The following is a 23,467-nucleotide window of genomic DNA, read 5'->3' on the forward strand; positions in this document are numbered from 1 at the left end:
CCACGATCGGCCGGGTGCCGCGAGCGGCGGATCATCCGCCAGTGATGATTGGGGCGCTGCTCAGCCGGCCGACGCGTCGAGCGGGCGGTCGCCGACGTCCTCGGTGCCCTCTTCCGGAAGCATCGCGCGCTGGTCGAGGACGTAGAGCAGAACGAAGCCGGGTACGACGATCAGCACGGCCAGCCCGACGGCCACCACCAGCGCCACCAACGTGGCGGTGGGGGCCGCGGCCTCCTTGATCTTCAGGCTCACCGGCAGGAGATACGGCCATTGCGCGATACCCCAGCTGACGATGATCAGCGCCACCGCCAGGATGGCGAGGACGCGCGCGCCACGGGCGGCGTACCGCATCAGCAGGACCAGCGCGCCGGCTCCGCAGAGGACGCTGAGGATCGCGGTCGGAAGCGCTCTCGACATCAGGCCGTCGAAGACGTGCGAGGCCTTGGAATTCAGGACGAACAGGTCGACGATCGCGACGACTCCGGCGACGACCGCACTCACTACCGCGCGCCGGCGGAAGTACTCACCCATCGCGAACTCGCGGAAGTGCCGAGCGTCCCAGACCAGGTACACCGCGGCCAGGTACGCCGCCACCGCGACCGCCAGCACCCCGGTCACGACGGACGTCGGGTTCAGCCAACTGTCGACCGGGTCACCGGCCTTGCCGCCCGACGGTACGTGTCCCGACGCGATCCCGCCCGCGATCGCCCCCATGCAGAACGGCACGAGCACCGACGACAACGCGAACGCCGCACCGAAGATCCGCCGGAACCGCAACGTCACCACGGCCTTGCGGAACGCGAAACTCGCCCCGCGGAAGACGATCCCGAGCGCGGCCAGCGTCAGCGGGACGAACATCGTCAGCACGATCGACTCGTACGCCGGCGGGAACGCGGTCCAGGTGACGACGAAGACGAAGATCAGCCAGACATGGTTCGCCTCCCACACCGGCCCGATCGACCGCTCGATCACGTTCCGCGGTTCCGCTCCCCGCTCCGGCCCGCCCGCGATCAGGTCCCAGAACCCGGCGCCGAAGTCCGCCCCGCCGAACACGGCGTACGCCGCCAGCGCGAGCATCAGGACGATCGCGACCACCGTACTCATGGCGCAGCTTCCTTGACCGGTTCCGGCTTCGCCGCCCCCTCGTCGGCGGGGCCGTACGGCGCGTCGCCCTCGATGAACCCGCCCGAGCGGCGGAAGCGTTTGCTCATGCCCCGCAGTACCAGGATCGTCGTCACGCCGAGGGCGGTGTACAGCGCGAAGACGCAGATGAAGGTGATCCAGACCCCGGTGTTCGCGGTGGCCGCTTCCTCCACCCTCATCTGGTTGTAGACGATCCACGGCTGCCGGCCGACCTCGGTGACCACCCAGCCGGCTTCCATCGTGATCACCGCCAGCACACCGGCGCACGCGGCGAGCCAGAGGAACGCCCGGCTCTTGGGCAGGTGGCGCCGGAAGAGCCAGGTCAGGCCGTACCAGACCGACAGCAGGAACAGCGCCGACGCGAGCCCGACCATGATGTCCCAGGCGAGGTGGACGGTGTTCGTCTCCCGGATCGTCGGGCGGTCGGCGAGCGCCTCGGAGTTCAGGCCCTGGACGACCGTCGACTTACCGGTCGACGGATCGGACAGCCAGGACGCGAGCCCAGGGATCGGGATGCCGCCGGAGATCGTGCCGTCCGCGTTGAGCTTGCCCAGCAGTGTCTCCGGTACGTCGGACTTCGTGGTCGGCACGAGTTCGATCGCGGCGAACTTCTCCGGCTGGTTGTCGTACACCCACCGGGCCAGCGTGTCGCCGACGCCCATCTGGATCGGGGTCATCACGGCGGCGACCGTGAACGCGATCGTGAACGCGATCCGGTGGTACCGGTCGTGCCGCCCGCGGAGCATCCCGGTCGCGTACACCGACGCCACCAGGAACCCGCCGACGAGGTACGCCGCGATCACCATGTGCGCGGCCTGCAGCGGCATCGCCTTGTTGAAGATCACCTCGAGCGGTTCGACCTTGGTGATCTCGCCGTTCGCGTTCATCGTGAAGCCGCCCGGTGCGTTCATCCAGGCGTTCGCGGCGACCACCGAGATCGCGCCGAAGACACCGGCGACCACGATCGGTACGCCGGTCCAGAAGTGCGTCCACGGTTTCAGCCGGCGCCAGCCGAACAGGTAGATCGCGACGAAGATCGCCTCGGTGAAGAAGAACAGCCCCTCGAACGCGAACGGGATCCCGAACGCGTCGCCGTACACGCCCATGAACCGCGGCCAGAGCAGACCGAACTCGAAGCTCAGCACCGTCCCGGTCACCGCGCCGACGGCGAACGTGACGGCCATGTACTTCGACCACCGCTGCGCGAGCACCAGTGCGTCGTGGTCGTCGTGCTTGATCGCCCGGTAGTTGGCGATCAGGGTCATGAACGCCCAGGAGACACCGAGCGGCACCAGGACGATGTGGAACGCGAGCGTGAACGCCATCTGGGCCCGCGCCCACGGGACCGGGTTCACCGCCTCGGCCACCAGGGCAGTGACAGTGCCGCTCGCGATCATCCTGGCCTCCCACCGGCCTCTCACTGGCCTCCCAGGCGCGCCCGGGGCCGGTCCCCGGCTCGGCGCCCTTCGAGTCTTTCGGCGCCGAACCCGCGCGTGATCATCCGGTGGGAATGATTCGTCAGATCAGATGCAGGTCCCAGGCGCGGCGGACCGCCTCGTTCCGGCTGGACACCGACAGCTTGCGGAGGATCTTGCGGACATGCGTCTTCACGGTGTTCACCGAGATGAACAGCTCGGCAGCGATCTCGTCGGTACTGCGGAGCGTCGAGAGCCGGCGGAGGACCTCGAGTTCGCGCTCGGACAGCTCCTCGACGATCGGAGACGGGTCCCGCGCCCAGGACGTCGGCGTGGTCTGGTCCGGACGCAGCCAGAGAGCGAGAGATCGCAGCGAGAGGTCGTTGCGGATGACCGCCCGGATCCGCGCCGGCAAGTGGGTGAACGGCCGCCGGATCCGCTCGCCGCGCGCAAGTGACAACGCCTTCGCGATCTCGGCGCGGCCGCCGCGAACGTCACCGTCGAGCCACTGGCTGTGCGCGTGGTCGAGCAGCTCCTGCACGCGCTGTGCTGTGGTCACCGTCTGCCGATCCACCTGGTCCGCCTCGCCCCGGTCGCGCAGGTCGAGCCCGACACCGGCGGCTTCGGCGTCGACGTACTCGCGCAGCCAACCGGCGCGTGGCTCCGGGGTCCGCAGCGCTGAGCGGGCACCCGCGGTGTCACCGCGATCCCGCATCAGCCGTGCACGCAGCAACGTCGACACCGAGCCCATCAGTACGTCGTCCTGGGTCTCTCTCAGGTTGCGCGCGCGGGTGAGACTGTGTTGCGCGCGGTGCAGGTCCTGTCGCTCCAGCGCGACCCACGCGCGCGCCAGATGGGCCGCCGCGAGCCGATGCGAATCAGAGGCGATCCGCTCGGCCATCTCGGCCAGACCCTCGCCGCGGGACAGATGACCGCGACACGCTTCGGCGAGGGCGAGTGTCGCGACACAGCGCAGCCGCAGATCCTCACATTCGTACGCCGCGAGCCGGACTGCGTCACCGAGCACCGCGCACGCGCTGTCCAGGTCACCTCGGCGCAGGTACGCCGTACCCTCCGCAGCAAGCACCAAGGCCACCAGGAGATCGGAGCCGCTCGCGGGGAGGAAGTCTTGGGCGTTGTGAGCCGCTCGCAGTGTTTCGTCGACCGAGCCGGACTTGTCGTGCAGGACAGCGGTCAGGACTGCCGCCGGCAAAGACATCTCGCAGCGTTCGAGGCAGCTTGCGGCCGTGTCGACGTCGTTGTCGTTCAACGCCAGCGCGGCGCGGACCAGGCGCACATCCGTTCGGTCGAGAGCCGGCATGGCGGTCAGCTGTTCCGTGAGGGCTGTGCCGGTCGCGGTCGGCAGCAACAGGTCAGCGATCGCCAGACAACGGATGACGACGCCGGCCGCGCGTTCCCAATCACCCGCCGCAGCGGCATGGCGGACAGCCGGGAGCAGGTGGCCGTGGTCGGCGTACCAATCGGCTGCTCGTCGATGAAGGTCGTCGACCGGCAGCGTCCGGATGACCTGGGCGCGGAGAAATTCTCGGAACAGCGGATGGATCCGATACCAGTTGGCACGGCCGCGCACCGGCTGGACGAAGGTGTTGCCGGCGGTCATCCGCTGCAGTACCGCGCTGGCGTCAGAGCGATCGGACAACGAGGCCGCGAGGTCCGGAGTGAACTCGTCCACCGGACTGATGCGCAGGAGGAAATCCCGATCGGTCTCGTCGAGTTCACCGAATACCTCTGCGACCAGGTAGTCGGTCGCGAACCCATTCAGCGCGCCGGCCTGCGCACCGGAACGCATCGCCAGCGCAGCCAGCCGTACTCCGGCCGCCCAGCCCTCCGTGCGATCGAGAACGACCTGCGCTGCAGTCTCCGGCTCGGTGACGTCGTGAGCACCGAGCAACGCGGCGACCTCCGCACCCGTGAAGGCGAGGTCGTCGTGCCGGATCTCCGCCACCGTCCCTTCCAGCCGGTACCGGTGCAGTGGCATCGGCGGATCCACCCGCGTTGTCATCAGCACGCGCAAGTGGTCGCCGCTGCTGTCGAGCAAACGATCCAGCTGATCGAAGACGGTACGACGCTGCACGCGCTCGGCCGCGTCGACAACGAGTACGACCGGCTGGTCGAGCCGAAGCAGTTCGTCGGACAGTTGATCCAGGTTCGCGGCCGCGGAGTCCGCCGTACGGGCGCCGGCGTCGGTCAGTGCGCGCTGCACGTCTGTCAGGAACGTGTCCTCGCCGCCGGAGGACGAGAGCCAGGCCACCGGCGTCTGTCCGTAGTTTCGTGCCCACGCCGCGGTGAGCACGGTCTTGCCGGAGCCCGCCGGTGCGCTGACGAGTGTCAACGGGGCGTCGCGCACGGCCTCCGACAGGCGATCGAGCAATCGCGTCCGGTCGACGACGTGAAAGGCTGGTACAGGCGCCCGTACGTGCACCGTCATAGTTCCCCCGACCGCTGCCACGTCTGCCCGTCCGCCACCGCACAGACGAGACAGACCTCCCCTTGCTTCGACTCTGGATTCGTGCGCGGGGCCCCGCATCGCCCCGATGGGGTGAAACCGGTCCGGCCTGTTCGCGGAGCTCGGCGTGCTGAGCCACGCAGCTGCGAGGATGGCGGGATGGATCGCCGGGGCGCGGATGCGACCGGTCGTGGTCCGCGGCGCGCGAGCAGGCGGTTCCTCGACGTCCACGGCGCGGCCGAACACAACCTGCGCGATGTCGACGTGTCGTTCGGGCCGGGGCTGACCGCCGTCGTCGGTGTGTCGGGGTCGGGCAAGTCGTCGCTGGCGTTCGACGTGGTGCACGCCGAGGCGCACCGCCGGTTCGTCGAGTCGCTGGCGCTCGGCGGCAACTCGGCGCGGGTACCCGCCGCGCAGGTCCGGCGGATCGACGGCCTGGGGCCGGCGGTGGCGGTCGCGCAGAACGTCCTGAACCGGAACCCGGCCTCGACGCTGGCAACATCGGTCGGGCTGCATCCGTTCCTGCGGATCCTGTACTCCCGGTTCGCCGAGGTGGAGTGCCCGCGCTGCGACGTACCGATCCGGGCACTGTCGGCCGAGGAACGCCTGGCCACCGCGTTGGACCTGCTCGCTCAGCAGGACGAGCTCGACGTCGAGGTCGCGATCGTCCGAGGGCTGACTGGCAGTAACGCCCGGTTGCTCGCGGGCATCCGTGGACAGTTCGCGCAGGTCTCCGTCGACGGTCGCCGATGGGCCGCGACCCCGAGGAGCCGGGTCCCGCGCCTCGACCCGGCGCTGCCCCACGAGGTCGTCGTCCGAGTCGCGACGCTCCGCTCCGACCAGTCGGCGGCCGAAGTACGGGCCACGCTGGAGCAGGCCGACGCGCTCGGCCGACCCGAAGTCCTGCTCGGCGGTACGCCGGTTCTGCGCGCGCCGATCTGCCCGCGATGCGGCTCCTGGGTCCGGCCCCTCGCGCCCTCGGCCTTCCGCGGCGACAACGACACCTCGTCGCATCGCATCGGCGGCGTCACGTTCCAGGAGCTGATGGGTCGATCGGTGACCGAGGCGCTCGAATTCGTCGAGCAGCTCCCGACCGGCCCGCGCGCCCGACGCGTCCAGGACGAGCTGCTCCGACGCCTGCGCCCGCTGGAACAGCTCGGCCTCGGGTACGTCGCCCTCGACCGCTCGATGCCGACGTTGTCGCGCGGTGAAGCGCAACGAACCCGGCTCGCGGTGGTGCTGTCGGGTCGCCTCGAAGACCTGCTGCACGTCCTCGACGAACCGACTATCGGCTTGCACCACAGCGATCTGCGCCGACTGCTCGACGCCGTCGTCGCGCTGCCCGGCCCGGTCCTGATGGTCGAACACGATCCGTTGGCCGTCGCGATGGCCGACGATGTCGTGGAGATCGGTCCCGGCGGGGGCGACGCCGGCGGACGGCTGGTGTTTCAAGGCCCGCCCGCTGACCTGTGGCGCGCGGACACGGCGTCGGGCCGCAGCTTCTCCGGCAGCGTTCGGCAGCAACGGTCCCGGCGCCCGATCGCCAAGGACCGGATCCGGATCACGGGGGCGAGCCTGCGCAATCTGCGTGCGGTCGACTGCGAGATCCCGCTCGGAGCGCTGACGGTGATCACCGGTCCGTCCGGGGTCGGCAAGACCACTCTGAGCCGCGAGGTACTGCTGGCGTCCTTGCGCGAGCGTGGTCCGGTCGGGTGCGCGGCCTTCGACGCTCCGGTGATCCGGGCGCGGGCCGTGGATCAGGCGCCGCTGGGTAACAACCCGCGCTCGAACCCGGCGACGTACACGAAGGTGCTGGACCGGATCCGCGACGTGTTCGCGGCCGAGACCGGCCGCTCCGCCTCGGACTTCACCTTCAACCGGGCCGAAGGCGCCTGCCCGGACTGCGAGGGGATGGGAGCGATCGCGATCAACCTGAGTCAGGTCTCGACGAGTTACGTCGCGCCGATCTGGGTTCCGTGCGAGGCCTGTGACGGCCGGCGCTACCGGCCGGAAGTCCTTGAAGCGACCTGGGCAGGGCGGTCGATCGCCGACGTCTTGGAGCTGAGCGTCGACGAGGCCGTCGCGGTCTTCGTCGAGCACCCGGCGGTGACTCGCATCCTGCAGCCTTTGCAGGAGGTCGGGCTCGGTTACCTGACGCTCGGGCAAGCGTCGCCGAGCCTGTCCGGTGGGGAGGCCCAACGCGTCCGGCTCGCCCGCGAGGTGGCCAAGGCCAAGGCCGGTGAGTTGCTGCTCCTCGACGAACCGACGACCGGTCTGCATCCTGGCGATCTCGATCGGTTGCTAGCGGTGCTCGATCGGCTGACGGACAGCGGCTGCACGGTGGTCGTCGTCGAGCACCAGCCGGACGTGATCGCCGCCGCCGACTGGCGCATCGATCTCGGGCCGGCGGGCGGTCCCGACGGCGGACGGCTGCAGCATTGCGGACCGGCCGAGCCCGAGGAGCAGCCGCGGGTGCGTCCGCGCGCCGCGCCGCGCACGGATCGGCGATCGAGCGCCGCCGTACGCGTCCGTGGTGCTCGTGCGCACAATCTGCAGGGGGTCGACGTCGACTTCGCGAAGGGCCGGTTCACCGTCGTCACCGGGGTCTCGGGGTCCGGCAAGTCGTCGTTGGTCCACGACGTACTCGAGTCCGAGGCGACCAGGCGGCTTCTCGAGTGCCTGTCGGTGTACGAGCGGCAGTCCGTGCGGGAGGGACCGGAGGCACCGGTCGACTCGGTGACCGGCCTCGGCCCGACGATCGGCATCGACCCGTCGGGCTTGTCCTTCAACGGGCAGGGGCCGGGCTTCTACGTGTGGGACGCCGACCGGGTGACCGTTGGCCGGTCCAGCGATCTCGACCGGCTGCTGGCCGTGATCCTCGCCAGGGCCGGTGTTCGGACCTGTCTTGGTTGCGGGCGCGACGCCGTACGCCGGACGTCCCCGAAGCCCGACCGGACGTGGCTGTGCGGCGACTGCGGAACCAGCGCGGTGCCGATCGAGCCGCGCCAACTGGTGGGATCCCCGGTGTCGAACTGTCCACAGTGTCTGGGACTCGGGGTCGAGCGGGAGTTCGAGTTCGCCACGTTGATCGTGTACCCGGACGTGCCGATTCCCGCCGGTGTCTTCGCCGGGAGCTTGTCGTGGTTCCGCGCGACCGGTGGCATGGAGGCGCCGATGCGGTCGCTGGCCGAGCGGTACCGGTTCGACCTCGACCAGACGCCCTGGGCCGAGTTGAGCGACGAGGCCCGGACAGCCGTCCTGTACGGCGACGCGTCGTGGACCGGGTTGAACAGTTGGGCCCGGAACGACGTCGGCGGCAAGGTCTCGATCGGGTTTCCCTGTCGCGAGTGTGGTGGCCGGCGGTTGCGTCCGGCGTACCTGTCGATCCGCGTCGGCGGACGGGCGCGGGACGAGCTGTTCGCGAGTCCGCTCGCCGAGGTGGAGGCGGTCCTGGACTCGATGGGTGTGCCGGATGACCCACAGGCGGCGGACGCGCGGACCTCCGCGCTGCAGCGGCTCGCGTTCCTCCGTGCCGTCGGGCTGGGGTACCTCCAGCTGAACCGGTCGACGTGGACGTTGTCGGCGGGCGAGGCGCAACGGATCAAGCTGGCGTCGGTGGTCGGCGGCGGACTGGTCGGCATGACGGTCCTGCTCGACGAACCGTCGAGGGGCCTGCATCCCTCGGAGGTGACGGCGTTGGCGCGGACGCTGACCGAGCTGCGGTCCGCCGGGAACACCGTCATCGCCGTCGAGCACGACCCGATCGTCATTCGCGCGGCCGACGACGTGATCGAGATCGGCCCGGGGCCGGGACGAGCGGGCGGTCGCGTGATCGCGCTCGACCACCCGCAGTCGGTGACCCGAGCGGTTCTGGACCGTCGGGTTCCGGAGCCGCATCGCGATCGTCGCCGGGAGCCGGCCGGGTGGATGCAGATCACCGGAGCTCGGGAGAACAACCTCGATGGGGTCGACGTGCAGGTCCCGCTCGGTGTGCTGGTCGGCGTCTGCGGGGTGTCCGGGTCGGGCAAGTCGTCGCTCGTCGTCGACACCCTCGCGCTCGGTCTGACCCGGCCGAAGACGAACATTCCCGGCCGCGGCGTGATCCGCGTCCGGCCGGGCGACCACGACGGTATCGCCGGTGCGCCGGAACGGGTTGTCGTCGCCGACCAGTCCCGCGCGGAGGTCACCTCACCTGGGATGTACCTCGGGCTGATCGGTGCCGTGCGCAAGGAGTTCGCCGGGGAACAGGGGATCACCGTCAAGGACCTGACCTATGGCTGTGATGCCTGCAAGGGCAAAGGGATGTGGAAGCAGGACATGTCGTTCCTGCCGTCAGTGTCGCAAACCTGCGAGGCCTGTGGCGGAACCGGCTATCGCCGCGAGATCGCCGGCCTGCTCCACCGGGGCCGCACTCTGCCCGACATCGAGTCCCTTACCATCGCCGAACTGGTCGACGAATGGGGTGACATCGACGCCGTACGGCGGGTCGGTGGTGCCGCCGTGGCTCTCGGGCTCGGGTACCTCGTCCTTCGCCAACCGGGCTGGAGCCTGTCGGGCGGCGAGGCGCAGCGGCTGAAACTCACCAAGGAGTTCGCGCGCCCGGCGAAGGCAGGCTCCTTGTATTTGTTGGATGAACCAACCGTCGGTCTCCAGGCCACCGACGTCGCAGTACTCGTGAACGCTCTGGACACGCTTGTCGCTGATGGCAACAGCGTGCTGGTCGTCGAGCACGATCCCGTCTTCCTTGCTTGTTGCGATTGGCTCATCGAGCTCGGCCCGGGCGCGGGACCGGACGGTGGCCGGATCGTCTTCGAGGGCTCGCCCGAGGCTCTTGCTGAGGCGGGCACCCGTACCGCGCCGCATCTTGCCGAGGTGCTGTCATGAGCATTGGTCCTTTGTTGCTCGGCGACCCGTCGCCTTCGCTGCGATGGCGTGTCGCCCGTGAGTTGGAGGGGGCTGACGACAACGACGCCGAGGTTGTCGCGTGGCGTGCTGAGATCGATCGCAGTACTGAGATCGAGGGGCTGACCGCGGAGTTGGCGGCGGCCGCGGATCAGCCTTCGACCGCCGCCTACTTACTCTGCCGACTGGCCCACCTCGGCTATCGCGGCCCTGCCGCTGCGACCGCCGTCGAGCACCTCTTCAGCCTCCAGCAACCCAACGGCTCCTGGTCACCACCGCCGAGCCTCCGCGCCGGTTCAGACCCCGGATCGAGCGACGGTCCGCGTTTCGTGACGATGCAAACCGTCGTACCGCTGCGGGGGATCGCCGCTGCCGGCTTCGCCACGGACCCGCGCGCCGAGCGGGCCTATGAGTGGCTCCTGGCGGTCCGGCTCGTCGACGGATCCTGGCCTTCCGGTCCAAAGGCCGACCTCGGCCTGGCCGGTCACCCCGCACCACCGGAGAAGGCGTACCGCCGGCTGCCCCAGGGTCTCGGTTGCCGCTCGGCAACAACCGGCGCCGCGGCCTGTCTTGCGCTACATCCCGACCGCTGCCACTCCGAGGCCGCCCGAACCGGCGTCTCGCACCTGCTGGCCCGCGAATCCCGGGACACGTCGACTGTCGGCTGGGAGATCTCCCGCCTACTCGGCTTGGAACCGGCGATGGGCCAAGTCACCTTCTACGCGACCACCGACCCAGCCTTCCTGCTGGAGCTGGCCTCCAGCTGCGGCTTCAACACCCAAGATCCCCTGGTGGAAACCCTGGCAACCCACCTCGAATCCCTCCGCGGCCCCTACGGTCTCTGGGAACACCCGACCCACCCACAGCTGTCGGCTTGGCTCTCCCTCAACCTCGAATCCACCCTCCGCCACCTCGAGCCGACCTGAGCCGACGTCGTACTCAGCAGGTGTTCTTGGTGGGCTTGTTGCCGAAGCGATCGGTGGTCCAGGTGAGCAGGTCGCGGACGGCGGGGGAGTCCGGTTCGACGAGCGGCACGTGGTCACGGCCCTCGTAGGTGCGGTAGTCGACGGGGTACCCAGCGGCGCAGCGTGCGTCGACGTACTCGGCCTGGGTTGCCGGGAGGATGAGGGTGTCGGCGGCGCCTTGGCCGATGAAGACCGGAGCCTTGATCGGGCCGGACGGGACGTTGTCGCGCAGGCGTTGCCCGAAGGCGCCCGTACCGGGATTCCCGGACCAGATGGGCTTGTCCAGCGACAGTGTCGTCAGCAAGGACACCAGGGAGCTCTTGCCGGACAGGCACCGGTCACCCATCTCGCGAGTGAGAATGCGAGCACCGGGCCGGATGTAGTCGTTGGTGGTGACGTCTGGGTAGGTAGCGGCGTACGCGGCCACGACGAAGCTGGCGAACAGCGCGCCGCCGGTGACCTTGCCGAGGTTGGTGATCAGGCCCGGCAGGTTGCTTGCGGGCGCGAGCGCGGCGACGCCGTCGATGGTGAGTTCGGGGGCGTAGCGGGGCGCGAGAATGCCGGCCCACAGCGCGGCGTGTCCGCCTTGGGAGTGGCCCCAGATGACGGTGTCGGCGGCGAGCTCGACGTCCTGGAGCTGGTGGGCGGCGCGGATGGCGTCGAGGACGGAGCGGCCTTCGCCCTGGCCGATCAGGTACGAGTGCGGCCCATCGGTGCCGAGTCCGACGTAGTCGGTGGCCACCATGGTCCAGCCCTCGGCGACGACCTTGTCCTGGATCATCATCGCGCCGGACGACAGCCCCGCCGGCAGGATCGACGGAGCGCAGCCGGTCGCGAACCCGGTGGTGCCGTGCGCCCAGGCGATCACCTTGCTCGGCGTCGCGCTCGCGCTCTTTCCTGTGGCGTTGGCAGGTGCGATGACCAGTCCGCTGGCCAATGCGGGCTGCCCCTCGTCACGTGTCGTGGTGTAGAGGATGCGCCAGGCCTTGGCGCCGGCGAGGACGCCCGCATTCGTGTACGGCTCGCTGCGCAGCAACTGGCCTGGCTGGGCCGGGACGGAATCAGGTGCGTCGTAGAACGCGTCAGGTCTGGGAACGCTGCTCTGCAAAACGAGGCTGGTCGCAACAAGTACCACCGCCACGAGAGCGCCGAGCACCGTACCGGTCAACCGGCCGCCTGCGGGACGGGCGGTCGCCGAGCGGCGCCGTACGAGAGGCACGTCGTCACCCTTGACGAAGGCAACCAATTGCCGAACTCCGGCGATCAGCACACGCGCACCAAACACAACGGCGATCACCAACACGGTGACATCCGGCCACGCAAGCGCCAGCAAACCAAACAGCACCGAGGCCGCCCCGCCAACCACCGCATTGACCCGAGCCGCACCCCGCACGCGCCGGCCGGCAACCAGCTCAGCCACGCCTCCAACCAGCAACGCCACCGCAACCGCCACCGCAACAACACCGATCGTTGCCCCCGGCCACACCAGCACCACCACCGCAGCCCCGAGGTACGCCGTACCAGGCACCCACCCCCACACACCCGCATGCCGGCGCAACAGCTCGCCAACCCCAGCCACAACCAACGAAGCAACAAGAACCACGATCAGCACCGCAAGCGAAGCAAACGGCTTGAACACCAACAAGCCCCCAAGCCCCACCAACAGCCCCCCAACCACCAACCGCACCCACCGAGCCCAACCCCACCCCGACGCCCCGGCAGCTCCCATCCCCTCACCGTACCGACCCCCCACCCGCATCACCCCACACCTTCACCGCCACCGCCACGTCATCTGAGGGGAACCCGCCGAAATTGTTCAAACTCGATGGGTCGTTCAGCATGTACGCCGCCCTCTCGCGAGGCTGCCAATACGCAGCCGAGGGTTCGAGCCTGGGCGAAGGGAACAACGACCACCGACTACGGCTGGGACGCCAACTCCTATCGAACCAAGGGTCTACGATGGAACCACGGGCCCATCCGGCCGCCAGTCGACGAATTTCGCCACATTGGTTGCCTTCGTCGACGGGGTCGACAAGGGCGCCGATGGGCTTTTGCTGCGCGGCTTCAATCAGTGGCTCCATAGGCGCCTCCTTGGATATCAAACAAACTTCCACTCCTTCGTGTCACGTACGCCGGCTTGTGACGTCGCCTCGATCGTCGTAGTAGTTGATCTGCCTCGCCCGCACGCCTCTGTCATTGACTCACGGAATCACCGCGGTCGTTCGTCGGGCACATGTTCTAACCTGGGGCGTCCGTTGAGTTGCCAAGCCTTCGAACGGTGAGCCAGTTAGGAAGTCGGTGACGATGCTTACAATCCGTGAGCCCGCTTTTGAATTCACCCTCGTCGTCGAAGACGAGGAGCGGCCCGAGGACGTCTGTGACACGGACGGCTGGGTCACGGTCTTCGGGAAAGGGACCTGGGGGGCGACGTTTCTTACGGTCGATCAGTTGCAGGTGCGATGGGCCGTTGAAATAGTGTCCGGCGAGAGTGCCGCAGGTCGGTATTTCGCTACTCCCGGCCTGGTGATTCTTCGTGAGCCTGGCATTGACAACATCGTGGCTTCAGTGCGCGACATCGTTGAAACGGAGCTCTATCCCTTGGTACTCGTGAAACAGATAGGCGTCGGCGTAGAGGATCTGTCCTGAGAGCGTCGGTGCGGTCCGCGTACAGCTCGGATGTTGATGTGGAGACTTATGTCTCCGCTGATCCTCGGGATGATGCGGTCTGGATTCGGTTGATTGTCGGGCCTGCGGATGGTGCCGGTGAAGAGTCGTTCGACGTGCTTGTTTGCACGCCTGCGTGGCTTCAGCGGGTCATTCGTGAGAAGGGTCCGCAGGTAGGGCGGCATCACTTGATTGTTGAAGAGATGGATCTGCCCCGGGTGGTGGCGTTCCTTCGCCGTCGGTTCGAGGAGGTTGAGGCTCCGACGTGGCGTGGCGTGGCTGGGAAGCTCGCGCGGATCGGTTATTGGGAGTTCGAGGACTATCAGCCGTGAACGCCGGCAATTGGCTGGCGTGGTGGCCTGGGGTGAGGGTCTCAGGCCCACCGGGTGATGGCTGGTTTCGTTTAGGCGTTGAGGGCGTCGCGGTGGTTGTTGAGCCAGGTCTCGAAGGACTGGAGGGCGAGGTTCGGTTCGCTCCCTTCAGAAGCAAATTGACGCGCACACAGAGAAACTGGATGCATATCGAACGAATCCGGACGCATTCGACAATCAAGGCTTGCTGGCGTGAGCTCCGTCCGAGGAGATTCGGCAAAATATCATCAACGGCCGGATTCGCCACCTTGAGCAGGAGATTCGCACGTTCCAAGATCAAATCAACAAGATCACCGGAGGGCCGTGAACGATCAGATACAAATTCCGATCGCTGTGTTGGAATCGGTTGCGCAAGTATTGCTCGCGCATGCTCGGGAGTTGGAAGGTGAAGTGGTATCGGTCGATAAGGATTACTACTGGGCGATTCCTACGGAGCAGTTGTACGACGTCATTCATGAGCCGTCGGATCTCACTATCGGGCAGTTGAGTGAATGTTTGGAGCGAATCGATGCAATCGCTTCGGATCCGGCCAGCGTCACGTCGTATGGCCTGGTGTGGCTTGCTGAACTAATGCGAGCGGTCGGATTGACGGTCGTAAGATAATCGGACATGGGTTGCCTGGAGCGATTGAGCGTGCGGCGAGGAATCCGGCGCATTGGACCATCGGTGAAGTACTCAGGTGCTTCGAGATGACCGCCGAGGGTCACTGTGTGTTGGGGGGCCGGCCGGCGCGATAGCTACGCAGAAAACTCCTCGGAAGCTTGAGTTGATGTGTCAACCCCGGCGGGTACGATGGGTGGCGTGAGCAAAGGACCGTGGCTCGATGAGGGTGAGCAGCAGGCGTGGCGGAGCTACCTGCTGATGAAACGGACGCTGGAGACGCACCTGGAGCGGCATCTGCAGCGGGAGTTCGGCCTGTCCGGGTCGGACTTCGAGATCCTGGTCAACCTGTCCGAGTCGGAGTCCGGCCGGATGCGCGCGTTCGAGCTCGGCCGGTCCACGCAGTGGGAGAAGAGCCGGCTCTCGCACCACCTGACCCGGATGGAGAAGCGCGGGCTGATCCGCAAGGAGGCCTGCGACGCGCGCTACCCGGAGATCGTGATCACCGAGGAGGGACTGGCCGCGATCAAGGAGTGCGCGCCGGCGCACGCGGCCCGGGTCCGGGAGTTCTTCGTGGACGTGTTCGGGCCGGAGCGGCTCGGGGTGCTCGGCGAGGTGTCCGACGAGATCGTCGCGACGATCGGCAAGCACTGCGCGACGGACTGCCCGCCGGAGGTCCGCGGCACGGCGTGAGCAGGGGTGGAGCCTGAGCAGGGGAGCGGCCTGAGGACCGCTCTCACGAACCTCTCAGCAGAACTTGACGGTGGCTTGATCTTCTCTTGGAGTGCGGCTGACGGGCCTCGAACGAGGCTTACGGCATGGTCACCACAGATGATTCCCACTCCACCCCCAGGCGCTGGCTGCACCGGGCCTCCGCGGCCGCGATCGCCACAGCCGTGCTCGGCGTCGGCGCGACCGGGATCTCGGTCGCGGTCGTCTCGGCCAAGCACTCGGGCGGCAGCACCGGTACGACGGCCACCTCGAACAGCTCCGGCGACGACAGTAACCGCAACTCGAGTTCCGGTTCCAGCTCCAGCGACAATGGCAGCGGTCTCGGATCGGCGAGCACCGGCTCCACCTCACAGGGCGGGAGCAACGGGTCATGAGCGTCTCGCGGACGTGGACCGCGTGGAGCTGCACGGTCCGCCTGACCGTCGACGACCCAGCCGTACTCGGGGCGGCGTGCGGTGAGCTCAAGGTGCTGATGGACCGGGTCGACAAGGCCGCCAGCCGCTTCCGCCCCGACTCCGAGCTGTCGGTCGTGAACACCCGCGCCGGTGCCCTCGTACCGGTGTCGAGGCTGCTCGTCGATCTCGTCGACGTCAGTCTGGTCGCGGCCCAGATGAGCGGCGGCGCCGTCGACCCGACCGTCGGCCCGGCGGTGGTCGCCGCGGGGTACGACGCGGACATCGAGACGGTACGGCGACGCTTCCCGCAGGCCCCGCTCGATCCGAAACCGGTCGCGGGCTGGCAGGAGGTCCGCCTCAACCGCAAGCTCGCGCTGCTCGGCGTACCCGAGGACTGCGCGCTCGATCTCGGTGCGACCGCGAAGGCGTGGACCGCGGACCGCGCCGCGAACATGCTCGCCAAGCGGTACGGCTGCGCTGTCCTGGTCGAGATCGGCGGTGACCTCCGCGCGGCGGGCGCACCGAAGGAGCCGTGGGTGATCACGGTCGCCGAGCGGGCCGGTGATCCCGGTGTCCTCGTCACCCTGGCGCACGGCGGCCTCACCACGTCGACCCGCACGGTACGGCGCTGGCAGACCCCGACGGGCTACGGCCACCACGTGATCGATCCGCGCACCGGTCAGCCCGCCGCAGGCCCGTACCGGACGGCCTCCGTCTGGGCGCCGACCGCCGTACGGGCGAACACCTTCAGTACTGCGCTGGTCGCCACCGGGGAGGCCTCGCTCGGTCGGCTCAAGTTGGCCGGCCACCCCGCCCGCCTGATCGGCACGGACGGCGAGGTTACCGAGTTGTCGGGCTGGCCCGCAGCGAGCAGGGCGGCCTGATGACGATCTGGTACCTCGCTCGCGCGGCCGGCGTGGTCACGATGGTCATGTTCACGCTGTCGGCCGTCCTCGGGATCGTGATGCCGAGCATCCGGCGGCCGGCGACTCGGTTCGGGCTGCAGTACGTGCACCGCTCGGCCGCCGTGACCGGACTGGTTCTGCTGGCGACCCACATCATCGCAGTCATCGCCGACAGCTACGTGAGCATCAGTCCGCTCGTTCTGGTGTGGCCGTTCGCGTCCGGCTACCGGCCGTTCGCGATGGTCGTCGGTGTGCTCGCTCTCTACAGCCTGGTGCTGGCGTCCCTCGTCGGAGCGTCGCGCGGCCGGCTGGCGGTCTCCGCGAGGTTCACGAAGTACTGGCGCAAGCTGCACATCGCCGCGTCGGTCGGATGGCTCCTGTCCATCGGGCACGCGCTGCTGGCCGGCACCGATCGCGGTACCCCGTGGATGGTCGCGATCACGCTCGGGTGTCTGACTGCCGTTGCCACTGCGGCTGCTTACCGGCTCAACGCAACCCCCAAACTCACCCGCGGCTGGAGAACCCAATGATCACGGTGGAAGAGACAAGAGTCATCGGTGAGGCCAGAGTGTTGGCTGGGCTTGATCAAGGGCGGCTGGACCTCCAGCGTCATCTGTTGACTCACGGCAGCCAACCGAAGCTGACCCGCGACGACTACACGAAGCTCGCCGAAGCCGTAGGACTCAGGGGCCGCGGTGGTGCCGCCTTCCCGGTTGCACTGAAGTTGCAGGACCTCCCAGCGCGTGGTGTCGAGGCAGTGGTGGTCAACGGTTCAGAGAGCGAGCCACTCAGCCGCAAGGACCGCCTTCTCCTCACCCGGTCGCCCCATCTCATCCTGGACGCCGCAGTCGATCTCGCCCGCGCACTGCGCGCGCCGCACGTACTGATCGCCGTACACGACCCAGCCGCGGCCACATCGGTGCGCGAAGCCCTCGTGGAGCGTGACGACCGCGTCGCGATCGAAGTACGAAACACTCCGGGCCGTTTCGTCGCGGGTGAAGCCCGCGCAGTGCTCAGCGGGTTGCAGGGCGGTACTGCGGTACCACCCGGCCGCAGAGTGCTGCCGACGCGCAAGGGCTACCACCAGCGGCCGACCTTCCTGTCCAACGTGGAGACCTTCGCGCAGCTCGCCGTACTCGCGCGTCTGGGGTCCCGTGGCTTCAGCAGCACCGGTCTGATCAGCGAGCCGGGTACACAGCTCCTGACGATCGACGGCGCCGTACGGCGACCTGGCGTGATCGAGACGCCCACCGGTGTGCCACTCGACACAGTCCTGCAGTACGCCGGTGCGGAAGCCGGGCCCGTCCTACTCGGCGGCTACCACGGCCGCTGGCTGTCGGAGACCGACGGTCTGACGCTGCAGCGCCCGGAGGCGTCCGCCGGAATCGTCGTAGCGCTCGGATCGCGGACCTGCCCGCTCGGTGAGGTCACCCAGGTCGCCCAGTGGCTGGCAAGCCAGTCGGCCGGGCAGTGCGGGCCGTGTGTGTTCGGTCTCGCAGCGTTGGTCGACGACTTCGCCAGACTCACCGTCGGTGACCCGCAGGGCTGGCACGACGCCCGGCGGCACCTCGGACTGGTTCCCGGGCGCGGAGCCTGCGCCCACCCCGACGGAACCGCGAGGTTCCTGATGTCCGCACTCGAGGTGCTGGACGACGACATCCACCGGCATCTGAGCGGTCAGGGATGCGGCCGGCCGGTGCTGGGTGTGCTGGGAGGTACGCGATGAGCAAGCTGGAGATCGACTGGACCCGGTGCGACAGGCACGGGCTGTGTGCCGGCCTGCTGCCCGACGACGTCGTTCTGGACGAGTGGGGATTCCCGGTTCTGCGTGGCCGCGAAATCACCACCGGTGAGCTCCCGGACGCGCGTCGCGCGGTCCTCGCCTGCCCGGCACTTGCACTCCGCCTCACCAAACGCTGACAGCTCCGTCCCGACACCACACCAGTGACAGTGGTGGACTAATCTCTGAGTGACCGCACAATGTCGTGCGGTCCGGCGCGAGCGACGCCGACGTCACGTGTGGAGACGGTGGGGAATGCAGAGCAAGCTGGACGTCCAGAAGGCAGATGTGCTCGCGAAAGCGGTGGCCGCGGGAACTCATGGGCACGACAAATTGGTCGACCCGGGCAAGCTGCGGACGTTCCTGGAGCAGTACTACCGGCATGTCGCCGCCGAGGACGTCGCCGAGCGTCAGCCGAACGACTGCCTGGGTGCCGCGCGGCACCACTACCGGTCCGCGATGTCCCGCCCGCAGGGGACCGCGAAGGTACACGTCTTCACCCCGACGCTGGAGGAGCACGGCTGGTCCGCGAGCGGCCGGACGGTGGTCGAGATCGTGATCGACGACATGCCGTTCCTGGTCGACAGCGCGTCGATGGCGATCACCGACCGCAACCTCGAGCTCCAGCTCCTCATCCACCCGCAGTTCGTCGTCCGCCGGGACATGGCCGGCACGCTGCAGGAGGTGCTCGACGACAGCGCCACCGCGGACGGGCACGACCTGGTGCGTGAGAGCTGGATGCACCTGGAGATCGAGCGGATCGCGGACGTCGCCGAGCACCGCGCCCTCGAGCAGGACCTGCAGAAGGTGCTGAACGACGTCCGCGAGGCGGTCGAGGACTGGCCGAAGATGCACGAGAAGGCGGTCAGCATCGCGGCCGGCCTGGACGCCGCCGACCTCCCGGTCCCCGACAGCGAGGTGGAGGAGGCCCGGGAGCTGCTGGAGTGGCTCGCCGACGAGCACTTCACCTTCCTCGGCTACCGCGAGTACGACTTCACCATGGAGGGTGCGCAGGGCATCCTGCGCGGCCGGCCCGGGACCGGGCTGGGCATCCTCCGGCCGGACCCGAAGCCGGGTTCGGGCAAGCTGCCGCCGGAGGTGAGCGCCAAGGCCCAGGAGCGGAAGCTGCTGATCCTGACCAAGGCGAACTCCCGGTCCACGGTGCACAGGTCGACGTACCTCGACTATGTCGGGATCAAGCAGTTCGACGCGGACGGCAACCCGGTCCGGGAGTGCCGCTTCATCGGGCTGCTCTCGTCGACGGCGTACACCGAGAGCGTCATGCAGGTGCCGGTACTGCGGCGCAAGGCGCTGGAGCTGTTCCGTCAGACCGGCTTCGACCCGAACAGCCACAGTGGCAAGGGCTTGCTCGACGTACTGGAGACGTACCCGCGCGACGAGCTGCTGCAGGCGCCGGTGGAGGACCTGCTGCCGATCGTGCAGTCGGTGCTGCACCTCCAGGAGCGGCGCGCCGTCAAGCTGTTCGTACGCCGTGACGTCTACAACCGGTATCTGTCCTGCCTGGTCTACCTGCCGCGCGACCGTTACACCACCGCGGTCCGGTTGAAGATGCAGCAGATCCTGAAGGACGCCATCGGCGCCGAGTCGGTCACGTACGCCGCCTACGTCACCGAGTCGGTGCTGGCTCGGGTGCATTTCGTGGTCCGGATGAAGCAGGGTGAGACGGTCGGGGAGTACGACGCCGACCTGCTCGAACAGCAGGTCATCGAGGCGACCCGGGCCTGGGAGGACGACTTCAACGCCGCTCTGCACGCGCAGGGCGGGGACGGCGCGGTGGCCAAGCTGTCCCGCCGGTACGCGCAGGCGTTCCCGGAGGCGTACAAGGAGGACTTCGACGCGCGCGTCGCGGTCAACGACGTGCACGTGCTCGAGGGGCTGCCGGCCGACAACGGACTGGCGATGTCGCTCTACAGCCCGATCGAGGAGGAGTGGGAAGGCGAGCGCCGGTTCAAGGTCTTCCGGACCGGATCGGCGCTGTCGCTCTCGCAGGTACTGCCGCACCTCACCGCGATGGGCGTCGAGGTGATCGACGAACGCCCGTACGAGATCCGCTGCGACGACGGCACGATGGCCTACATCTACGACTTCGGCCTGAAGGCACCGGAGGACGCCGAGGAGCGCGAGGAGCTGCGCACCCTGTTCTCCGACACGTTCCGGGCGGTCTGGGACGGACGGGCGGAGTCCGACAACCTGAACGCACTGGTGCTCCGCGGCAGCCTCAGCTGGCGGCAGGTCTCGATCCTGCGCGCGTACCAGCGCTACATCCGCCAGGGCGGCACGCCGTTCAGCCAGTCCTACATCGAGAACACGTTCCTGAACCACGTCGACGTCGCCGGCCTCCTGGTCCAGCTGTTCGAGAACTGCTTCGACCCGGCGCGCGGCCCAGCGGACGACCCGGAGCGCGTGATGCGCACGGACCAGTTGGAGAAGGAGATCCTGGCCGCGCTGGACACGGTGCGGAGCCTGGACGAGGACCGGATCCTGCGGTCGTACCTGACCGTGATGAAGGCGACGCTGCGGACCAACTACTTCCAGCCGGGCCCCGACGGGCAGCCGCGGTCGTACATCTCGCTGAAGCTGGAGCCGAAGGCGATCCCGGAGCTGCCGCAGCCACGGCCGGCGTACGAGATCTTCGTGTACTCGCCACGGGTCGAAGGTGTGCATCTGCGGTTCGGCGCGGTCGCCCGCGGTGGGCTGCGCTGGTCGGACCGCCGCGAGGACTTCCGGACCGAGGTGCTCGGCCTGGTGAAGGCGCAGATGGTGAAGAACTCGGTGATCGTGCCGGTCGGCGCCAAGGGCGGGTTCTACGCCAAGCAGCTGCCCGATCCGTCGGTGGACCGGGACGCGTGGCTGGCCGAGGGCATCGCGTCGTACAAGACGTTCATCTCGGGGCTGCTGGACATCACCGACAACATCGTTGCCGGTGACCTCGTTCCGCCGCGGGACGTGGTCCGGTACGACGGTGACGACGCCTATCTGGTCGTTGCCGCGGACAAGGGTACGGCGACGTTCTCGGACATCGCGAACGGTGTCGCGAAGGAGTACGGCTTCTGGCTCGGGGACGCGTTCGCGTCCGGCGGCTCGGTCGGGTACGACCACAAGGCGATGGGGATCACCGCCCGCGGCGCCTGGGAGTCGGTCAAGCGGCACTTCCGCGAGATGGGCCACGACTGCCAGCGCGAGGACTTCACCGTCGTCGGCGTCGGTGACATGTCCGGCGACGTGTTCGGCAACGGGATGCTGCTGTCCGAGCACATCCGGCTGGTCGCCGCGTTCGACCACCGGCACATCTTCCTGGACCCGGCGCCGGACGCGGCCAGGTCGTTCGCCGAGCGGCGGCGGCTGTTCGAGCTGCCGCGGTCGTCCTGGGCGGACTACGACGCGTCGCTGATCTCCGCCGGCGGCGGTGTGTTCCCGCGGACCGACAAGGCGATCCCGATCTCCGCCGAGGTGCGGACGGCGCTCGGTATCGAGAGCGGCGCGCCGACGCTGACGCCTGCCGAGCTGATGAACGCGATCCTGAAGGCACCGGTCGACCTGTTCTGGAACGGCGGCATCGGCACCTACGTGAAGTCGGCCGCCGAGTCGAACGCGGACGTCGGCGACAAGGCCAACGACCCGATCCGGATCAACGGCGCCGAATTGCGCGCCCGCGCGGTCGGTGAGGGCGGCAACCTCGGATTCACCCAGCTCGGCCGGATCGAGTACGCCGCGGCCGGCGGCCGGATCAACACCGACTTCATCGACAACGTGGCCGGCGTGGACACCTCCGACCACGAGGTGAACATCAAGATCCTGCTGGACACGGTGGTCGCGGACGGCGACCTGACCGAGAAGCAGCGCAACGACATCATCGCGTCGATGACCGACGAGGTCGGCACCCTGGTGCTGAAGAGCAACTACCGGCAGAACATCGCGCTGGCGAACGCGACCGCGCAGGCGCCGGCGCTGCTGCACGTCCACCAGGACTGGGTGCGGCGCCTCGAGAAGCAGGGCCTGCTCGATCGCGAGCTGGAGTTCCTGCCGAGTGTCAGCGAGTTCAAGCGGCGCAAGGCCGAGGGGCGCGGGCTGACCTCGCCGGAGCTCTCGGTGCTGATCGCGTACACGAAGATCGTGCTGGAGGCCGAGCTGCTGAAGACGTCGCTGCCCGACGACGCCTTCCTCGCCCACAAACTGGCCAGCTACTTCCCGAAGGCGATCCAGGAGCGGTTCCCCGACCAGGTGCAGAGCCACCAGCTGCGCCGGGAGATCATCACCACGCAGGTCGTCAACGAATTCGTCAACACGTCCGGCATCACGGCGTACCACCGGCTCTCGCTGGAGACCGGCGGGACGGTCGAGGATGTCGTCCGGGCGAACCTCGCGGCGTCCCGGATCTTCGCGCAGCCGGAGCTGCTGTCGCGCAACGCCGAGCTGGACAACATCGTCCACGCCGACACGCAGTCGCACATGCGGCTGGAGACCCGGACGCTGGTGGAGCGCGCGACCCGCTGGCTGGTCAGCAACCGGCGGCCACCGGTCGACATCGAGGAGCTGATCGAGTTCTTCGGGCCTGGCATCGCCAAGCTCACGACGGCGCTTCCCGAGGTACTGCGGGGTCGCGAGCTGGCGCTGTTCGAACAGCGTCGCGAGGCCCTGGTGCAGCGGGGAGTCGGGGACGACTTCGCCACCCGGATCGCGGTGCTGCCGCCGGCGTACGCGGGGCTCGGGATCGTGGAGACCGCGTCTCGCGACGACATCGACATCCTCGAGGTCGCCAAGGTGCACTTCGCGCTCGGCGAGCGGCTGCAGCTGGGCCGTTTCCTGGAGCGGATCATCGGCCTGCCGCGGACGGACCGCTGGCAGACGATGGCCCGCGCCGCGCTGCGCGACGACCTGCACGCCGTACACGCCCGCCTGACCCGTCAGGTCCTGGCGAGCACCGACGCCTCGGCCGAGCCCGAGGACCGGGTCATCGCCTGGCAGGACCGCAACGCCACGGCCCTGGCCCGCGCGGCCACCATGCTGGACGAGATCGTCGAGACCGAAGGCCCAGAGCTCGCCCACCTCTCGGTCGGCCTCCGCCTGGTCAGGACGCTGATCGCCAACCAGGCTTAGGTTGCGGCTG

General features: G+C 68.4%; 16 protein-coding genes and 1 pseudogene. 11 read left to right on the plus strand and 6 right to left on the minus strand.

Features of this window, described 5'->3' with window-relative positions:
• Nucleotides 1-60: 60 nt before the first annotated feature.
• The 3 genes from ACFYRH_RS31550 to ACFYRH_RS31560 form a co-directional block, all read right to left on the minus strand.
• Entirely contained in the window at nt 61-1,104 is a 1,044-nt protein-coding gene (locus ACFYRH_RS31550; protein ID WP_387782954.1) for a cytochrome d ubiquinol oxidase subunit II, read from the minus strand.
• The gene (locus ACFYRH_RS31555; RefSeq protein WP_387782956.1) at nt 1,101-2,540 is read right to left on the minus strand and encodes a cytochrome ubiquinol oxidase subunit I; all 1,440 of its coding nucleotides are present in this window, start codon (nt 2,538-2,540) and stop codon (nt 1,101-1,103) included. Before ACFYRH_RS31555 ends, ACFYRH_RS31550 begins: the two co-directional genes overlap by 4 nt.
• Before the next feature lie 121 nt (nt 2,541-2,661).
• On the minus strand, nt 2,662-5,007 hold the full coding sequence (locus ACFYRH_RS31560; RefSeq protein WP_387782958.1) for a LuxR C-terminal-related transcriptional regulator: 2,346 nt from the start codon (nt 5,005-5,007) through the stop codon (nt 2,662-2,664).
• A 177-nt stretch (nt 5,008-5,184) separates the two neighbouring features.
• On the opposite strand from ACFYRH_RS31560, the gene ACFYRH_RS31565 reads away from it, so the two are divergent.
• Nucleotides 5,185-9,909, plus strand: a complete 4,725-nt coding sequence (locus ACFYRH_RS31565; RefSeq protein WP_387782960.1) for a hypothetical protein — start codon at nt 5,185-5,187, stop codon at nt 9,907-9,909.
• Complete coding sequence (locus tag ACFYRH_RS31570) at nt 9,906-10,853, plus strand: hypothetical protein (protein WP_387782962.1); 948 nt, start codon at nt 9,906-9,908, stop codon at nt 10,851-10,853. The genes ACFYRH_RS31565 and ACFYRH_RS31570 overlap by 4 nt, the downstream gene beginning before the upstream one ends.
• 13 nt (nt 10,854-10,866) lie before the next feature.
• Here the strand turns inward: ACFYRH_RS31570 and ACFYRH_RS31575 are convergent, their stop codons facing one another.
• Nucleotides 10,867-12,111 (minus strand): lipase family protein, encoded by a 1,245-nt coding sequence (locus ACFYRH_RS31575; RefSeq protein ID WP_387783952.1) that lies wholly within the window; start codon nt 12,109-12,111, stop codon nt 10,867-10,869.
• Nucleotides 12,112-12,135: 24 nt separating this feature from the next.
• A pseudogene (locus tag ACFYRH_RS31580) lies at nt 12,136-12,651 on the minus strand (DUF308 domain-containing protein); the annotation flags it as partial.
• Nucleotides 12,652-13,190: 539 nt separating this feature from the next.
• Between ACFYRH_RS31580 and ACFYRH_RS31585 the strand changes: the two are divergent.
• From ACFYRH_RS31585 to ACFYRH_RS31600, 4 genes are all read left to right on the plus strand, one after another.
• Nucleotides 13,191-13,538: a hypothetical protein gene (locus tag ACFYRH_RS31585; protein ID WP_387782964.1), complete on the plus strand. Its 348-nt coding sequence runs from the start codon at nt 13,191-13,193 to the stop codon at nt 13,536-13,538.
• A gap of 8 nt (nt 13,539-13,546) precedes the next feature.
• Complete coding sequence (locus tag ACFYRH_RS31590) at nt 13,547-13,888, plus strand: immunity 8 family protein (RefSeq protein WP_387782966.1); 342 nt, start codon at nt 13,547-13,549, stop codon at nt 13,886-13,888.
• Nucleotides 13,889-14,230: 342 nt separating this feature from the next.
• Complete coding sequence (locus ACFYRH_RS31595) at nt 14,231-14,530, plus strand: hypothetical protein (RefSeq protein ID WP_387782968.1); 300 nt, start codon at nt 14,231-14,233, stop codon at nt 14,528-14,530.
• A 198-nt stretch (nt 14,531-14,728) separates the two neighbouring features.
• Complete coding sequence (locus ACFYRH_RS31600; protein WP_387782970.1) at nt 14,729-15,220, plus strand: MarR family winged helix-turn-helix transcriptional regulator; 492 nt, start codon at nt 14,729-14,731, stop codon at nt 15,218-15,220.
• A gap of 118 nt (nt 15,221-15,338) precedes the next feature.
• On the opposite strand, the gene ACFYRH_RS31605 is transcribed toward ACFYRH_RS31600, so the two are convergent.
• Nucleotides 15,339-15,596: a hypothetical protein gene (locus ACFYRH_RS31605; RefSeq protein ID WP_387782972.1), complete on the minus strand. Its 258-nt coding sequence runs from the start codon at nt 15,594-15,596 to the stop codon at nt 15,339-15,341.
• A gap of 33 nt (nt 15,597-15,629) precedes the next feature.
• On the opposite strand from ACFYRH_RS31605, the gene ACFYRH_RS31610 reads away from it, so the two are divergent.
• The 5 genes from ACFYRH_RS31610 to ACFYRH_RS31630 all read left to right on the plus strand — a co-directional run bounded on the left by ACFYRH_RS31610 (nt 15,630) and on the right by ACFYRH_RS31630 (nt 23,457).
• Nucleotides 15,630-16,538, plus strand: a complete 909-nt coding sequence (locus ACFYRH_RS31610; protein ID WP_387782974.1) for an FAD:protein FMN transferase — start codon at nt 15,630-15,632, stop codon at nt 16,536-16,538.
• On the plus strand, nt 16,538-17,089 hold the full coding sequence (locus ACFYRH_RS31615) for a hypothetical protein (RefSeq protein ID WP_387782976.1): 552 nt from the start codon (nt 16,538-16,540) through the stop codon (nt 17,087-17,089). Before ACFYRH_RS31610 ends, ACFYRH_RS31615 begins: the two co-directional genes overlap by 1 nt.
• Nucleotides 17,090-17,175: 86 nt before the next feature.
• Nucleotides 17,176-18,285 (plus strand): NADH-ubiquinone oxidoreductase-F iron-sulfur binding region domain-containing protein, encoded by a 1,110-nt coding sequence (locus ACFYRH_RS31620; protein WP_387782978.1) that lies wholly within the window; start codon nt 17,176-17,178, stop codon nt 18,283-18,285.
• Complete coding sequence (locus ACFYRH_RS31625) at nt 18,282-18,479, plus strand: ferredoxin (protein WP_387782980.1); 198 nt, start codon at nt 18,282-18,284, stop codon at nt 18,477-18,479. The genes ACFYRH_RS31620 and ACFYRH_RS31625 overlap by 4 nt, the downstream gene beginning before the upstream one ends.
• A 115-nt stretch (nt 18,480-18,594) precedes the next feature.
• Nucleotides 18,595-23,457 (plus strand): NAD-glutamate dehydrogenase, encoded by a 4,863-nt coding sequence (locus ACFYRH_RS31630; protein WP_387782982.1) that lies wholly within the window; start codon nt 18,595-18,597, stop codon nt 23,455-23,457.
• Nucleotides 23,458-23,467 lie beyond the last annotated feature (10 nt).

Origin of the sequence: Kribbella sp. NPDC004875, assembly GCF_042873375.1 — a bacterium.
Lineage (GTDB): Bacteria > Actinomycetota > Actinomycetes > Propionibacteriales > Kribbellaceae > Kribbella.